The following is a 14,735-nucleotide window of genomic DNA, read 5'->3' as shown; positions in this document are numbered from 1 at the left end:
AGAGCGACAAGCACGCGCAACAAGCTCAACCCGCCGCCCGGACACCCCACTGCCCCCGCTGCGCCCAGCCGCGCAACGCCTCACCGATGCGCGCGGTAACGCCGCTCGCACCCGCCGCGTGGGCGCGTTCCACGTCGACTGGTGCCACCGTCCGCGCCGGCGCATCGGCGGTTGCGCCGCCCAACGCCAGCACGAAACGCGCACCCTCGCGGCCCGCGCTCACGTGGACGCGCACGCCCGCCGCAAGCCCGATCGACTCGCCGGCACGCAGCCAGTAGTCGCCGGCGTCGCCCGCAATCGTGAGCCAGAGTTCGCCTTCGCTCACATGCAATTGCATGGCCTGGGCGAGCCGCCACGTTTCGACGGGCTCGCCGTGTTCCAGTTCGAAGATTCGGATTTCGCGCATTGCCGTGCTCCTTGCAGACTGGCCGCCGAACACCTCGGACGGCCGCCGGAAGGCTTGCTAACAGGGACTTGAAGCGCCTTTCCGGTAGGAGCATTATTGCGGTCAGTGACGCACGATCCCATGTACAGTTCTGAACAGTTCATCTGGAACTGTGCAGCAAAAAAACCGAACAGTCACGGCAATTTCGAACTGCAGCCTGAAGTGGCAGATCCAGCAAGACTCCAGCGAGACCCAAATGAAACTCGAACTCGACCGCGCGAGCGACGTGCCGCTCACCGACCAGATCGTCACCGGCGTGCAGACGTGGATCCGTTCGCGCGCGGCGCACCCGGGCTCGCGCCTGCCGTCCATCCGCCAGTTCGCCGCCGACTACGCGATCAGCCGCTTTCCCGTGATCGAGGCCTATGACCGGCTCGTCTCGCTCGGCTATCTCGACTCGCGCCACGGCTCGGGCTTTTACGTGAGCGAATACGCGCACGCGGGGCTGTCGGGCATGGGCACCTGCGACCTCTCGAACGCCGCCGACGAATCGGGCCACCTGCTTAGCCAGCTCGAGCGCGAAGGCGAACTGCTTCAGCTCGACAGCGGCTCGATCCCGCAGGCATGGCGCGACCTCGACGCGCTCGGCCAGGCGATCCGCCACGTGTCGCGCAGCGACCCCGCGAGCCTCGTCGACTACGGCACGCCAACCGGCGACGCCACGCTGCGCGAGCATTTGCGCAACCGGCTCGCGCCGCTTGGCATCGTCGCCGAGACGCAGCAGATCCTGATCACCGAAGGCGCGAGCGAAGGCCTCGACCTGCTCATGCGCTACATGCTCAAGGCCGGCGACACGGTATTCGTCGAAGACCCCGGCTACTACAACCTCTACGGTCTGCTCAAGCTGCATGGCGTGCGCCTCGTGGGCATCCGCCGCACGGCGAGCGGGCCCGATATCGACCATCTGCACGCGATGCTCGCCGAGCACCGCCCGCGCGCGTTCTTCGTCAACACCGTGTTCCACAACCCGACCGGCTCGACGATCTCGCCGCCTGTGGCGTTCCGCTTGCTGCAACTCGCGCGCGAGCACCGCTTCACGATCGTCGAGGACGACATCTACGCCGACTTCCAGGCCGATCCCACCGACCGCCTCGCCGCGCTCGACCAGTTCGAGCATGTGGTGTACGTGGGCGGGCTTTCGAAGACGCTCTCCTCGGCGCTGCGCGTGGGCTACGTGGTGGCCAACCCGGCGATCGTGCGCGACCTCGCGGCCATCAAGGCGCTCACCAGCATCAGCGGCTCGCGCTTCACGCAAGCCGTGGCCGCCACGCTGCTCGAGCGCGGCGCGTACCGCAAATACCTCGAACGGCTGCGCAGGCGCATCGCCGAAGCGCAAGGGTCGGCCACACGCACGCTCGAAGCACACGGGTGGGAGCTGTTCGGCGGCGCTGCATCGAGCACGGCGGCGCGCGGCTATGCGCAACCGGGCGGCAAGTTCGTCTGGGCGCGCGTGCCGCACGTGGAGGATTCCACACGGCTCGCGGCCTGCGGCGAGCCGCTCGGCGTGGCGGTTTCGCCGGGCAGCCACTTCCGCCCGCAAGGCGAGCCGAGCCCGTGGATCCGCATCAACGTGGCGCTCACGCTCGATCCGCGCGCTCAGGCGTTTTTCGCGGCGGCGGCGCGTCTCGCGGGATAAACGCGCACAGGGTGGACAGTCGGCTGCGTGCCCTACGGTCTGCGCGCGCACACCGTTTTCCCTACAATGGCGCTTGCCCGCGCGCCCCACTCCTCGCCCATGTCCGATTCCGCCGCTGCGTCCAGCACCACCCCGTCGCCCCGCTCGTTGTCCGTGATGCTGTGGCTCGTCGCCACCGGCTTCTTCATGCAGACCCTCGACTCGACCATCGTCAACACGGCGTTGCCGGCGATGGCGAAGAGTCTTGGCGAATTACCGTTGCGCATGCAATCAGTCGTGATCGCGTATTCGCTCACGATGGCCGTGATGATCCCCGTCTCGGGCTGGCTCGCGGACAAGCTCGGCACACGGCGCGTGTTTCTCGGCGCGATTTTCGTGTTCGCGCTCGGCTCGCTGCTTTGCGCGAGCGCGCATACGCTGAACCAGCTCGTGGTCTCGCGCGTCGCGCAGGGCGTGGGCGGCGCGATGCTGCTGCCGGTCGGCCGTCTCGCGGTGCTGCGCACGTTTCCCGCCGAACGCTACCTGCCCGCGCTCTCGTTCGTGGCGATTCCGGGGCTCATCGGCCCGCTGATCGGCCCGACGCTCGGCGGCTGGCTCGTGCAGATCGCCTCGTGGCACTGGATCTTTCTCATCAACGTGCCGGTGGGCGTGGTGGGCTGCATCGCCACCTTCATCTTCATGCCCGACAGCCGCAACCCCGACACGCCGCGCTTCGACCTGCCGGGCTACCTGCTGCTCGTCATCGGCATGCTCGCGATTTCCTTCGCGCTCGACGGGCGCAGCGAGTTCGGCATCCAGCACGCCACCGTGCTCGTGCTCTTCATTCTCTCGCTCGCCGCGTTCGTGGCTTACGGTCTGCACGCGGTGCGCACGCCGCAGCCGATCTTTTCGCTCGATCTCTTCAAGATCCACACCTTCAGCGTGGGCCTGCTCGGCAATCTGTTCGCGCGCATCGGCAGCGGCGCGATGCCGTATCTGATTCCGCTGCTCCTGCAGGTGGCGCTCGGCTACACGGCCTTCCAGGCGGGTCTCATGATGCTGCCCACAGCCGCTGCGGGCATGTTCTCGAAGCGCCTCGTGACGTATCTGATCATGCGCTACGGCTACCGCAGCGTGCTCGTGTCGAACACGGTGCTCGTGGGCCTCATGATGGCGAGCTTCGCGCTTTCCACGCCGGGCGAGCCGCTGTGGATGCGCATCGCGCAACTGGCGATATTCGGCGCCGTGAACTCGATGCAGTTCACGGCGATGAACACGCTCACGCTCAAGGACCTCGGCACGGGCGGCGCAAGTAGCGGCAACAGCCTCTTCTCGCTCGTACAGATGCTCTCGATGAGCCTTGGCGTGACGGTCGCGGGTGCGCTGCTCACGACCTTCACGGGCATCATGGGTCACAAGACCGGCGAGAACGTGATTCCGGCGTTCCACGCGACCTTCATTTGCGTGGGCATCATCACGGCGGGTTCGTCGTGGATCTTCGCGCAGCTCTCGTCGGACCTGCGGCGCACGGCGAAGAAGACCGACCCGTCCGAACGGACCTGATCGCTGCGGCCGCTGCGGTAGTCGTTGCCGTTGCGTCGTCCGCGCCGGCGCGCACCGCAACGGTGCGGCGCGCCTCGCGGCCGTGCGTTGCCAGCCTTGGCGCCGGGTTCCGGCACCAACTCGGGAACATCGCAGCCACCGTCCCAAAATAGCGCGTGCGCCAGCACACGGGCTAATGACCACGGGACTCGGGGCTCGCATACTTTTTGCTGTCCTATCCTGTAATGTAAACTTGACGCTCACGCGTCCCGCCCGTCACGTCCGTCCCGCGCGCCATCGAAACGAAATGACCAGCATGATCGACATCGATCCCCCCGGCTTCCAGTCTCGCCCCATCGCGGGCGAAGAGGGCGCCCGCCGCACCGTGCTGTACGGCGGCTACACCGTCTTCAGCGTGTTCCAGCCCGTGTTTTCGGTCGCGCACCGCCGCGCGATCGGCTATCACGCGTCGCTGCGCGCGCACGACGAGCAGGGTCAGCAGGCGCCGTCACAGGAAGTGTTCACGCAGGCGGCGCGCCGCGGCGACCTGCTCGAACTCGGGCGTCTCGCGGAATCGCTGCATCTGGGCAACTTCAACGCGTTCGATTCGCATGACGAATGGCTCTTTCTGAGCTTGCACCCGGCCGCGCTCATGGACACGAGCTACGGCGACGCGCTCCTCGCCGGCCTCAAGGCGCTCGGTCTGCAGCCGCAGCGCGTGGTGCTCGAAGTGTCGGAACAGGCGGGCGGCGAGAATTCGCGCTTCGCGGAGATCATCGACGGATTGCGCAAAGCGGGCTTCGTGATCGCGCTGGATGGCTTTGGCGCGAAGCATTCCAACATCGACCGCGTGTGGCAAGTGCGGCCCGACATCGTCACGCTCGACCGCAGCCTGCTCGCCCAGGCGAGCCGCCACGCGCATATCGAGCGCGTGCTGCCGGGGCTCGTCTCGATGCTGCACGAGTCGGGTCAGCTCGTGCTCGTGGGCGGGCTCTCGACCGAGCGCGACGCGCTGATCGCGCTGGAGAGCAACGCCGACTTCGTACAGGGCGCGTATTTCGCGCGGCCCGACGTCGAGCCGGTGCCGCCAGCGAAGGCCGCGCAGCTCATGGACGATCTATCTGCGCGCCTGCGCGAGCGCGTGGCCGCGCGCGAGCGCTCGCAGTCCGCGCGTCTCGCTCCGTACGTGAGCGCCATCGAAGCGGCGGCGAAGCAGCTTGCCGAGGGCGTGAACATGAGCGACGCGACGCTGCCGCTGCTGGGCCTCGACGATACGGCCCGCTGCTTCCTGCTCGATGTGTCGGGCCGGCAGATCGGCGACAACGTGCTGCCCGACGGCCGCACGTCGCAACGCGCCAAGCGCTTCCGGCCGCTGCTGCATTCGGAAGGCGCGAGCTGGGAACGGCGGCCGTATTTCATCGGTGCGATGAAGGCGCCGGGCCGCGTGCAGTTCACGCCGCCGTATCTGTCGATCAACGAGGCGCACCTGTGCGTCACGGCCTCGGTCGCGGTGCAAACGGAGCACGGCGTGCAGGTGCTGTGCGTCGATATCAACTGGGACGCGGCCTTGCGCGGCTAACGTTCAGGCTCAGGCCAGAACGAGCGGTTGCGCGAGCGTCGCCGCGCAACCGTGTGTGGTGGACACGCGCGCGGTGACGCAGAGCGTAGACACGCACGACGCGCCATCGCTCGATGCGAGCCGCGCGAGCAGCTTGCGCACCGCATCGCCGCCGAAGGCGTGGTTGGCCGCCTGGAGCCGGTTGGCCGGCCCCACGCTCCCCTCTTCCAACGCCGCAATACCGGCGATCGAGACGACCGGCTCGGGCAGCCCGTCGCGATCGTCGCGCACATGCAGCCAAGCCGCGAGTGCACCGTCGCGCGCGACGAGCGCCACGCCCGGCTCGCCGTCCAGCGCGAGCGCCTCGGCGCGCAGCTCGCGCGCGGCTGGCGCTTCTTGCGTAGCCTGGCTGTGGGCGACGTCGGGCGCACTCGCCGCGACCAGCGCGCTTGCCGTCACCCCAAGCAAATCCATCAATCCCACGCGATCCTGCGCATGCAGCACGTCGCGCAGACGCTCGACCGTGCGCGCATGCTGCCCCTTGTCTATGGGAGCCGCCTGCGGCGCGGCCTCGCGGGCAAGCCGCACACGGGCACGCCGCACGATCTGCCGGCAATGCTCGTTCGTGCAGCCCGTAAGCGCGCCGATCTGCGCGTAGTCGCACTCGAAGGCCTCGCGCAGCACGAACACCGCCTGCTCGAGCGGTCCCAGCCTTTCGAGCAGGAGCAGCAGCGCGTCCGAAAACCGCCGCGCGCGCAAGCCCGCCTCTTCCGCTGAGGGCGCCGCATCGTCGAGCCAGGCGGCCTCGTGCGCGCCCGCATTCTCGCGACGCAAGCGCCGCAGCCGGTCGATCGCGAGACGCACGGTAACCGTGGCGAGCCACGCCTGCGGAGTGTGCAAGGCTTGCGCGTCGGCGTCACGCCAGCGGAACCACGCGTCCTGCACGACGTCCTCGGCCTCGGCACGGCTACCCAGCACGCGCGCGGCCAGCGCGATGAGCCGCCCGCGCGCATCGCCGAAAGCGGCGGCGCGGCGCGCGTCGGTCCACGCTTCTTCTCCCGGCCCGGCCGCGCCGCGCAATGGGGTCGCAGCATCATTGCACCCCGCGCCTTCCAGACTCGTTCCTTCGATTGTGTCGATCGCCTGCGTCATTCGCTTCGCTCCTTCGCCATGCGTTCGCTTTCGCCCGTTTCCTTCATGACGTTCGGCACGCGGCCGGCGTGACAGCCGCACGCAAAAATATTCTCGTCACGCGGCGGCCGCGCCTGGCGTCATGACAGCAGCGGCGCAATCGCGCCGCCAACGTCAACCGCCGTCAACGGAAAAACCGCGAGGCCACTCATGCCATCCTTTGCACTGAATCATGCAGCAATGCCGCCGAGCGCGCTCAATCTCGTCCCGACCGTGATCGAAACTTCGGGGCGCGGCGAGCGCGCCTACGACATCTACTCGCGTCTGTTGCGCGAGCGCATCGTGTTCCTCGTGGGGCCGGTGACCGAGCAGAGCGCCAGCCTCGTGGTCGCGCAACTGCTCTTTCTCGAAGCGGAAAACGCGGACAAGGACATCAGCCTCTATATCAATTCGCCGGGCGGTTCGGTCTACGACGGACTCGCCATTTACGACACGATGCAGTTCATCAAGCCCGATGTCTCGACGCTGTGCACGGGTTTCGCGGCCAGCATGGGCTCGTTCCTGCTCGCGGCGGGCGCGCATGGAAAACGATTCGCACTGCCAAACGCACGCATCATGATCCATCAGCCTTCGGGCGGCGGCCAGGGCACCGCCGCCGATGTCGAGTTGCAGGCGCGCGAGATCCTTTACCTGCGCGAGCGCCTGAATGCGATGCTCGCCGCACGCACCGGACGCGGCATCGAGCAGATCGCGCACGACAGCGACCGCGACAACTTCATGTCGGCGCAGGCGGCTGCGGAGTACGGCCTGATCGACCGCGTGCTCGAATCGCGCAACGACCCGTTGCTGCGCTAGGCGAGCCGCACGGCGAGCCACGCCGCCAGCACGCCCTTGTACTCGGCGACCAGCAGCTTGCGCTCCTTCGGTTTCGCTGCGGCGTATAGTGGATTGAGGCTCTTGATGACCTGCAGCATGACTTCGGCCACGCGATAGGCCTCATCGGACGAAAGCTTCGGCTGATAGCGCAGGAACAGCGCCGTGAAACGCTGGCGCAGCAGATTGCGCACGGCCGCATCGCGCTTGAAGCCGAGCGGCACGGAAAGCAGGGGCAAATACGCGGGATAGTCGTGCATCAGATCGACCATCAAGTCGAACAGGCGCTCGACCAGTTGCGCGAGCGGCAGCTTGCCTGGGTCGTCGTGCGCGGCGATGAGCGCGCTCCAGCGCGCGTCCATTTCGTCGCCATAACGCTTGCGCAGCGCGAGAGCCAGTGCCTCCTTGTTCGGAAAGTACTGGTACGCCGCGCCCACCGAAACGCCCGCCTGCTGCGCGATCTGCGTCATCGTCGCCGCTTCGAAGCCACGCTCGGCGAAAGCTCCGCCCGCGGCTTCGAGCAGCGCGTCCACCGTGCGCGCCGCGCGTTCCTGGCGCGGCACGCGCCGAGCGTTCTCATTTTGCGCCTCCTTGCGCGCGAGCGGGTCTGCCGCCATATCTGAAGCCTCCTTCACATTCGTGTATGATTATGTGAAGCCATCCTCACATATAGGTGAACCATGACGCAAGCACTTTCACTGAACGCGCGCACCACGGCGCTCGTGATGATCGACCTCCAGCACGGCATCGTCGGCCGCCAGATCGCGCCCTATAGCGGCGCGCAGGTCGTGGCCAACGCCAAGCCGCTCGCCGACGCATTGCGCGCCAAGGGCGGCACCGTCGTCTGGGTGCACGTGCTCCTGAACGAACTGCTCGCGCTGCCCGCCGACGCACCCGGCCGCACGCCCGACACGCCGCCCGCCCCGGCCGAAGCCTCGGAACTCGTACCCGAGATCGGCGCGCAAGCCGGCGACGTGATCGTCGCCAAGCGCCAATGGGGCGCGTTCTACGGCACCAACCTCGAGCAGCAACTGCGCCGCCGCGGCATCGACACCATCGTCATCGGCGGCATCGCCACGAACTTCGGCGTCGAATCCACCGCGCGCGCGGCGTTCGATCTCGGCTTCAAGCTCGTGTTCGTCGAAGACGCCACGTCGGGTCTGAACGAAGAGATGCATCACTTCTCGTTCGCAAAGCTGTTCCCGCACATGGGCCACGTGCGTTCGACGCAGGAAACCATCGCGGCTTTTGCGTAAAACACTTCGCGCAAAACAAAAAGCCCTCGATTCGCATCGAGGGCTTTTTTTGCGTGTGCCGCAGCCAGTGCGGCGCACGGAACCGGCTTCGTATTACGCGAAGTTCTGCGCTGCGAAGTTCCAGTTCACGATGTTCCAGAACGCTTCGACGAACTTCGGACGTGCGTTGCGGTAGTCGATGTAGTAAGCGTGTTCCCACACGTCGATCGTGAGGAGCGCCTTGGCGTCGGTCGTGAGCGGCGTGGCGGCGTTGCTGGTCGACACGATGTCGAGCGAGCCGTCTGCCTTCTTCACAAGCCACGTCCAGCCCGAACCGAAGTTGCCGACTGCAGCCTTCGTGAAGGCTTCCTTGAATGCGTCGTAGGAGCCCCACTTCGCATTGATTGCGTCGCCGAGCGCGCCCGACGGTGCGCCGCCGCCCTGCGGCGAGAGGCTGTTCCAGAAGAACGTGTGATTCCAGATCTGCGCCGAGTTGTTGAACACGCCACCCGACGACTTCTTGACGATCTCTTCGAGCGAGAGGTTTTCGAACTCGGTGCCCGGAACGAGGTTGTTCAGATTCGTGACGTAAGCCTGGTGGTGCTTGCCGTAGTGGAACTCGAGCGTTTCTTCCGACATGTGCGGAGCGAGGGCGTTCTTCGCGAACGGCAGCGGCGGGAGCGTAAATGACATGATGCGGTTCCTTCGTCGTGTTATGGGGAGTTCTGCGTGAAGTTCTACAAATTCGCCGGCATGGAGGACTCGATTGTAGGCGAGTTGGAATAACCCCGCAAACGAGCGGCCTTTATGCTGGATATCGTTTGCACGGGGCTTTTGCGGATGAACCGCTATGCGGTTTTTCGTCGATTCCCCGCCTCAACGGCGCCGTGCTGCACGCACTGCACAGAGCGCGATGCTCGATGCCAGGACGCTCGAACGGCGCTTTCGATGCAACCCGGTCAATGCCGGGCGCGCACGCAGGCAAGACGGCTGCAATCGCGTTGCAATCTTTGCGCAACCGGCGTGCAAACTTCCTGCAACGAGACTGCAACAATCGCCAGTCACGACGATGCATCGTCGTGACGCAAGCGATCATGCGATTGCGCCGGTTCTCCTGGTGCAGCAAGCACCGAGCCTGACCGCCGCTATCAGAAACCGTCGGCGAGGCGCGGCTGGACATCGGCGAGCGCGACGTCGGCGCTGCCCTGCGCAAGGTGCACGGTGAGCCGCTTGCCCGGCTTGAGCGCGGCGGGCGAGCGCACGGCCGCGCCGCTCTGCGCATCGAGCAGTGCCGCATAGCCGCGTTCGAACGTGCGTTGCGGGCTCAGCACTTCGAGCCGCGCCGTGAGTTCCGAAACACGTGCCGCTTCGCGCTCGCGCTGACGCGCAAAGGCGCCGTCCAGACGCCGGCCGAGCGATTCGAGCTGGGCGCGCTGCGCGGCGGCGTCGGGCCGCGCGCGCTGCCAGCGCATCTGCATGACGTTCAGGCGCGCACGCGCTTCGGCGCTCGCACGCGAGCCCGCCGAGGCGAGGCGTATCGTCAATTGGCGCAAGTGCGTGCGCTGCTGCGCCAGCCGCTCGACGGGCGAAACGAGCCGGCGCGCCAGCCAGTCGAGCTGCTGCGCGCGCCGCTCGAGCAGGCGGCCGAAATCGCGCGCGAGCGCAGCATGACGCTGGTCGAGGTCGCGCAGCAACAGTGTGCGCTGCGGACTGACGAGTTCGGCCGCGCCGGTGGGCGTTGGCGCACGCACGTCGGCGGCGAAATCGGCGATCGTGAAATCGGTTTCGTGGCCAACGCCGCTCACCACCGGAATGGCGCTGGCCGCGATCGCCCGCGCGAGCGCCTCGTCGTTGAACGACCACAAATCCTCGATCGAGCCGCCGCCGCGGCACAGCACGAGCACGTCCACTTCGTTGCGCGCGTTCGCGGTTTCCAGCATCGCCGTGAGTTTTTCCGCCGAACCCGCGCCCTGCACCGGCGCGGGATAGACGATCACCGGCACGTGCGGCGCGCGGCGGCACAGCGTGGTGAGCACGTCGCGCAGCGCGGCGGCCTGCATCGACGTAATCACGCCGACGGCGCGCGGATGCGAAGGCAGCGCGCGTTTGCGCTCGGGGTCGAAGAGCCCTTCGGCCTCGAGTTGCGCCTTCAGGCGCAGGAAGGCTTCGTAGAGCCGGCCCTGGCCGGTGCGCCGCACGGCCTCGACGTTCAGCTGGAGTTCACCGCGCGGCTCGTACATCGTGACGAGCGCGCGCACCTCGATGCGATCGCCTTCGCGCGGCGTGAATTCGGCGTATTGGGCGCGGCCGCGGAACATCACGCAGCGAATCTGCGCCTGGGCGTCCTTGATCGAGAAGTACCAGTGGCCGCTCGCGGCGCGCGTAAAGTTGGAAACTTCGCCGGAAATCCATGCAAGCGGAAACGTGCGCTCGAGCATCGAGGCGATCGCCCGGTTGAGCGCCGAGACCGGCACGACGACGTCGCCCGAAGGCGCGGAAGAAGCGGAGAATCGGTCGGATAGCATGCGAGAAGGTGTGGAGAAACGTCAGCCGGACAGACGATAGACCGTTCGGGGGGCGACAGTCCAGCACGAATGAGACCCGGCCCGCAAGCCCCGCGAAGTGTCCACATCGGCGCTGTCATGCGGCATGATGACCGCACCCTGCCCGCAGACGCTGGAAAAATAACCCATCCCGTTGATTTTTAAACGTTTTTAATCTCTATAACATCCTTACAGACCGATGGAGAGGCCGAAGAATGGGCCTTTCAGCCTTCCTGAGACCCACTTCTCCACAAAGTTATCCACAGGAGTCGATTTTTCCGGCATTTCGCGCAGCTTGCAGGCAGCCGACAATTGCGTGCGGCCCGGCAACTTGCCGCGTGGCGCCTACCCGCGCTAGAGTGCCGGGTTCCCTTGTCGCTCACCTCGAACCGGAGAACCGACCCGATGCCCGCCCTGCCTGTCAGCTTCCCGCATGCCGCGTGCGGCGCTTCGCGCGCAGATTGCCGATGAGCGGCCCCGTCTCCAGTCTCAAAGAACGCCTCGAAGCGCAGTTTGCGCACGCCTGGCAACGCCGCGGCGCGCTCGCCTGGGCGCTCACGCCGCTCGCCGCCGTATTCGCCGCCGTAAGCGGCGCGCGCCGCGCCGCCTTCGCCACGGGCTGGCTCAAGAGCGTGCGCGTGGGCGTGCCCGTGGTGGTGGTCGGCAATGTGACCGTGGGCGGTACGGGCAAGACGCCCACGGTGATCGCGCTTGTCGAGGCGCTGCGCGCCGCGGGCTTCTCGCCGGGCGTCGTCTCGCGCGGGTACGGCGCGAAAATCGCGCGCCCCACGCCCGTCACGGCGGATACGCCCGCGCGCCTGTGCGGCGACGAACCCTTGCTGATCGCGCGCCGCACCGGCGTGCCCGTGTGGGTCTCGCCCGACCGCGTGGCGGCAGCCACGGCGCTGTGCGGCGCCCACAGCGACGTCGACGTGATCGTGAGCGACGACGGCCTGCAGCATTACCGCCTCGTGCGCGACGTCGAGATCGTGGTGTTCGACCATCGTCTGGGCGGCAATGGCTTTCTGCTGCCGGCGGGGCCGCTGCGTGAACCGCTCTCGCGCCGGCGCGACGCCACGCTCGTCAACAATCCGTTCGAGCGCACGCTGCCGCCCTGGCCCAATACGTTCGCGCTCAAGCTCGAACCCGGCGACGCCTGGCATCTCGCCAATCCGGCGATGCGCCGCCCGCTCGCGCAGTTTGCCGCGGGCGCGGCCGCGCCGGGGCAAGGCGCCCGAATGACGCCGGACGGGCAAGGATCGCAAGCGGCGCTGCGCATCGTGGCAGCGGCCGGCATCGGTTCGCCGGAGCGTTTTTTCGCGACGCTGCGCGCGGCCGGCCTCGCGCCGCAAACCCTGCCGCTGCCCGACCACTACGCCTACGCGACCAACCCGTTCGCCGACGTTGCCGCCGACGCGATCCTGGTCACCGAAAAGGATGCAGTAAAATTGGGGGCCTGGAACGACGCGCGCATCTGGGTCGTCCCCGTCGAAGCCGCGCTCGATCATCGCCTCATTACCCTGGTTGTGGAGAAACTCCGTGGACGCTCGTCTGCTTGAAATCCTGGTCTGCCCCATTTGCAAGGGCCCGCTCAGCTATGACCGCGCCGCGCAGGAGCTGATCTGCAATGCCGACAAGCTCGCCTATCCGATCCGCGACGGCATCCCGGTCATGCTCGTCGACGAAGCGCGTCAAACCGTGGAAGGCACGCCGGTCGATCCGCACGGGCCGAGCGCTGCGTGAGGCTCACGGGCGGCGCATCGCGCGCCGCCAGGTGGGCGCGATCGCACGCATTCGCGCAGCTCATCCGCTCTTTCCGGCTGGAAACCGGGTCACGCGCGCGGTCCCCGGCGCGCTGTCGTCTCCAGAGACGGTTTCCAGAACCGGTTTCCCGAATCCCGAATCCCGTTTCCTGTCCTTGCCCGAACTGGCCATGACCGCTCCCGTCCAACCCTTCATCGCTGTCGTCCCGGCGCGTCTCGCATCCACGCGGCTGCCCAACAAACCGCTCGCCGACATCGGCGGCAAGCCCATGGTGGTGCGGGTGGCCGAGCGCGCGCGCGATTCGGGCGCACAGAAGGTGCTGATCGCGTCCGACGCCCAGAGCGTGCTCGACGCCGCCCGCGAACACGGTTTCGAAGCCATGCTCACGCGCGCCGATCACCCGTCGGGCACCGACCGCCTCGCTGAGGTCGCCGAGCACTACGGCTGGAGCGACGACACGATCGTGGTCAACGTCCAGGGCGACGAGCCGCTGATCGACCCTGCGCTCGTGTGCGACGTTGCGTCGCACCTCGCCGCACGCCCCGAATGCGCGATCGCCACCGCCGCGCATCCCATCACGGCGCCCGACGAAATCTTCAGCCCGAACGTCGTGAAGGTCGTACTGGACGCTCGCGGCGTGGCGCTCTACTTCTCTCGCGCGCCCATTCCCTGGGCCCGCGACGCCTGGCAACCGCACTGGTCGCCGGCGCGTCTCGATCTCGGCGCAATGCCCGCCCCGCCTGCTCCCGCGACCGTTTATCGGCACATCGGCCTGTACGCGTACCGCGCGAAATTCCTGCGCAGCTACCCCTCGCTCGCGCATTCGCCGATCGAGCAGGTCGAGGCGCTCGAACAGCTTCGCGCGATGTGGCATGGCGAGCGCATCGCGGTGCTCGTGACGGCCGAAGCACCCGCGCCAGGCGTCGACACCCCCGCCGACCTCGCCCGTGTGCAGGCGTTATACCGGCCTTAATTCCGTCCGTGGGGCAAAAATCCCATGGCATAATCAATTGTTTGCGCGAGCCGTCTAAAGCCTTTGTGCGTCGGGGTTTCCCCGCTTTTCGGCACCGTCTTGCAGCGCTATCCAGTGTCCTGAGCGAGTCATGGGCACCGGGCGAAAGCCGCGCGGGACGGGCCGTCGCCCCCGCCTGCACTGCCTCGACGGCCGTGAGCGAACAGGCGAGGAGACGCACGACGCTGACGATGCCGCCCCACTGCGTGTGCAGGGGCAGCCGCCGCGCCGCAAGAATTCACACAGATCGGAGATTGTTCACATGCGTTTGATCCTGTTGGGCGCCCCGGGCGCGGGCAAGGGAACCCAGGCAAGCTTCATCAAGGAAAAGTTCGGCATTCCGCAAATCTCGACGGGCGACATGCTGCGCGCGGCCGTCAAGGCTGGCACGCCGCTTGGCCTCGAAGCGAAGCGATTCATGGACGCGGGCGAGCTCGTGACCGACGAGCTCATCATCAATCTCGTGAAGGAACGCCTTCAGGAGCCCGACTGCAAGAACGGCTACCTGTTCGACGGCTTCCCGCGCACGTTGCCGCAAGCCGAAGCAATGAAGCAGGCGGGCGTCGCGATCGACTACGTGCTCGAGATCGACGTGCCGTTCGACGAAATCATCACGCGCATGAGCGGCCGCCGCATGCACCCGGCTTCGGGCCGCACGTATCACGTCAAGTTCAATCCGCCGAAAGTGGAAATGACGGACGACGTGACCGGCGAACCGCTCGTCCAGCGCGACGACGACAAGGAAGAGACGGTGCGCAAGCGTCTGGACGTGTACGTCGCCCAGACCAAGCCGCTCATCGCCTACTACAGCGACTGGGCGAAGCGCGGTGAGGAAAACAGCCTGAAGGCGCCGCAGTATCGCGCCATCTCGGGCCTCGGCACCGTCGACGAGATTCGCGAGCGCGCATTCGCAGCGCTCAAGTAAGCGATCCAAAGCACGATTCGAAGCCGGTTTCGGCTTTCATGCTGGTTTGCCTGCGGGCCGGCTGGCGCCGCACTCCCGATGTGACTCGGGAC

General features: G+C 67.1%; 14 protein-coding genes. 9 read left to right on the top strand and 5 right to left on the bottom strand.

Features of this window, described 5'->3' with window-relative positions; genetic code table 11:
• Positions 1-25: 25 nt before the first annotated feature.
• Entirely contained in the window at positions 26-406 is a 381-nt protein-coding gene (locus tag VSR72_RS27475; protein ID WP_342955504.1) for a DUF2917 domain-containing protein, read from the bottom strand.
• Between the two features lie 235 nt (positions 407-641).
• On the opposite strand from VSR72_RS27475, the gene VSR72_RS27470 reads away from it, so the two are divergent.
• The 3 genes from VSR72_RS27470 to VSR72_RS27460 all read left to right on the top strand — a co-directional run bounded on the left by VSR72_RS27470 (position 642) and on the right by VSR72_RS27460 (position 5,181).
• On the top strand, positions 642-2,081 hold the full coding sequence (locus tag VSR72_RS27470) for a PLP-dependent aminotransferase family protein (protein ID WP_342955503.1): 1,440 nt from the start codon (positions 642-644) through the stop codon (positions 2,079-2,081).
• Between the two features lie 99 nt (positions 2,082-2,180).
• Complete coding sequence (mdtD, locus tag VSR72_RS27465; protein ID WP_342955502.1) at positions 2,181-3,623, top strand: multidrug transporter subunit MdtD; 1,443 nt, start codon at positions 2,181-2,183, stop codon at positions 3,621-3,623.
• 286 nt (positions 3,624-3,909) lie between these two features.
• The gene (locus VSR72_RS27460; RefSeq protein WP_342955501.1) at positions 3,910-5,181 is read left to right on the top strand and encodes an EAL domain-containing protein; all 1,272 of its coding nucleotides are present in this window, start codon (positions 3,910-3,912) and stop codon (positions 5,179-5,181) included.
• Between the two features lie 9 nt (positions 5,182-5,190).
• Here the strand turns inward: VSR72_RS27460 and VSR72_RS27455 are convergent, their stop codons facing one another.
• Entirely contained in the window at positions 5,191-6,312 is a 1,122-nt protein-coding gene (locus tag VSR72_RS27455; protein WP_342955500.1) for a sigma-70 family RNA polymerase sigma factor, read from the bottom strand.
• A gap of 189 nt (positions 6,313-6,501) precedes the next feature.
• On the opposite strand from VSR72_RS27455, the gene clpP reads away from it, so the two are divergent.
• A complete protein-coding gene (clpP, locus tag VSR72_RS27450) occupies positions 6,502-7,146 on the top strand; it encodes an ATP-dependent Clp endopeptidase proteolytic subunit ClpP (RefSeq protein WP_342955499.1) in 645 nt (214 codons plus the stop codon).
• Here clpP and VSR72_RS27445 read toward each other — a convergent pair.
• Complete coding sequence (locus VSR72_RS27445) at positions 7,143-7,781, bottom strand: TetR/AcrR family transcriptional regulator (RefSeq protein WP_342955498.1); 639 nt, start codon at positions 7,779-7,781, stop codon at positions 7,143-7,145. The two genes, clpP and VSR72_RS27445, sit on opposite strands and share 4 nt — an antisense overlap.
• 63 nt (positions 7,782-7,844) lie before the next feature.
• Here VSR72_RS27445 and VSR72_RS27440 point away from each other — a divergent pair, with 63 nt between their 5' ends.
• Complete coding sequence (locus tag VSR72_RS27440) at positions 7,845-8,420, top strand: isochorismatase family protein (RefSeq protein WP_342955497.1); 576 nt, start codon at positions 7,845-7,847, stop codon at positions 8,418-8,420.
• Between the two features lie 93 nt (positions 8,421-8,513).
• Here VSR72_RS27440 and sodB read toward each other — a convergent pair whose 3' ends face one another.
• Both sodB and xseA read right to left on the bottom strand, forming a co-directional pair.
• The gene (gene sodB, locus VSR72_RS27435; RefSeq protein WP_342955496.1) at positions 8,514-9,092 is read right to left on the bottom strand and encodes a superoxide dismutase [Fe]; all 579 of its coding nucleotides are present in this window, start codon (positions 9,090-9,092) and stop codon (positions 8,514-8,516) included.
• A 455-nt stretch (positions 9,093-9,547) separates the two neighbouring features.
• Positions 9,548-10,924, bottom strand: a complete 1,377-nt coding sequence (gene xseA, locus VSR72_RS27430; protein ID WP_342955495.1) for an exodeoxyribonuclease VII large subunit — start codon at positions 10,922-10,924, stop codon at positions 9,548-9,550.
• A gap of 485 nt (positions 10,925-11,409) precedes the next feature.
• On the opposite strand from xseA, the gene lpxK reads away from it, so the two are divergent.
• The 4 genes from lpxK to adk all read left to right on the top strand — a co-directional run bounded on the left by lpxK (position 11,410) and on the right by adk (position 14,643).
• A complete protein-coding gene (gene lpxK, locus VSR72_RS27425; RefSeq protein ID WP_342955494.1) occupies positions 11,410-12,501 on the top strand; it encodes a tetraacyldisaccharide 4'-kinase in 1,092 nt (363 codons plus the stop codon).
• Positions 12,482-12,685, top strand: coding sequence for a Trm112 family protein (locus VSR72_RS27420; RefSeq protein WP_042266182.1), 204 nt, complete (start codon positions 12,482-12,484; stop codon positions 12,683-12,685). Before lpxK ends, VSR72_RS27420 begins: the two co-directional genes overlap by 20 nt.
• A 190-nt stretch (positions 12,686-12,875) precedes the next feature.
• Complete coding sequence (gene kdsB, locus VSR72_RS27415) at positions 12,876-13,679, top strand: 3-deoxy-manno-octulosonate cytidylyltransferase (RefSeq protein ID WP_342955493.1); 804 nt, start codon at positions 12,876-12,878, stop codon at positions 13,677-13,679.
• Between the two features lie 301 nt (positions 13,680-13,980).
• Positions 13,981-14,643, top strand: coding sequence for an adenylate kinase (adk, locus tag VSR72_RS27410; RefSeq protein ID WP_342955492.1), 663 nt, complete (start codon positions 13,981-13,983; stop codon positions 14,641-14,643).
• The last annotated feature ends 92 nt before the right edge of the window (positions 14,644-14,735 follow it).

The organism is Paraburkholderia sp. JHI869 (genome assembly GCF_038900775.1).
GTDB lineage: Bacteria > Pseudomonadota > Gammaproteobacteria > Burkholderiales > Burkholderiaceae > Paraburkholderia.
The sequence above is the reverse complement of the archived record's forward strand: the minus strand, read 5'-3'. Positions and strand labels throughout refer to the sequence as shown.

Bases quoted from the DNA above. Each gene is read 5' to 3' on its own strand.
- kdsB (WP_342955493.1), top strand. From the start codon at position 12,876: ATGACCGCTCCCGTCCAACCCTTCATCGCTGTCGTCCCGGCGCGTCTC.
- xseA (WP_342955495.1), bottom strand. From the start codon at position 10,924: ATGCTATCCGACCGATTCTCCGCTTCTTCCGCGCCTTCGGGCGACGTC.
- VSR72_RS27460 (WP_342955501.1), top strand. From the start codon at position 3,910: ATGACCAGCATGATCGACATCGATCCCCCCGGCTTCCAGTCTCGCCCC.
- sodB (WP_342955496.1), bottom strand. From the start codon at position 9,092: ATGTCATTTACGCTCCCGCCGCTGCCGTTCGCGAAGAACGCCCTCGCT.
- adk (WP_342955492.1), top strand. From the start codon at position 13,981: ATGCGTTTGATCCTGTTGGGCGCCCCGGGCGCGGGCAAGGGAACCCAG.
- VSR72_RS27440 (WP_342955497.1), top strand. From the start codon at position 7,845: ATGACGCAAGCACTTTCACTGAACGCGCGCACCACGGCGCTCGTGATG.
- VSR72_RS27455 (WP_342955500.1), bottom strand. From the start codon at position 6,312: ATGACGCAGGCGATCGACACAATCGAAGGAACGAGTCTGGAAGGCGCG.
- lpxK (WP_342955494.1), top strand. From the start codon at position 11,410: ATGAGCGGCCCCGTCTCCAGTCTCAAAGAACGCCTCGAAGCGCAGTTT.
- VSR72_RS27475 (WP_342955504.1), bottom strand. From the start codon at position 406: ATGCGCGAAATCCGAATCTTCGAACTGGAACACGGCGAGCCCGTCGAA.
- mdtD (WP_342955502.1), top strand. From the start codon at position 2,181: ATGTCCGATTCCGCCGCTGCGTCCAGCACCACCCCGTCGCCCCGCTCG.
- VSR72_RS27445 (WP_342955498.1), bottom strand. From the start codon at position 7,781: ATGGCGGCAGACCCGCTCGCGCGCAAGGAGGCGCAAAATGAGAACGCT.
- clpP (WP_342955499.1), top strand. From the start codon at position 6,502: ATGCCATCCTTTGCACTGAATCATGCAGCAATGCCGCCGAGCGCGCTC.
- VSR72_RS27470 (WP_342955503.1), top strand. From the start codon at position 642: ATGAAACTCGAACTCGACCGCGCGAGCGACGTGCCGCTCACCGACCAG.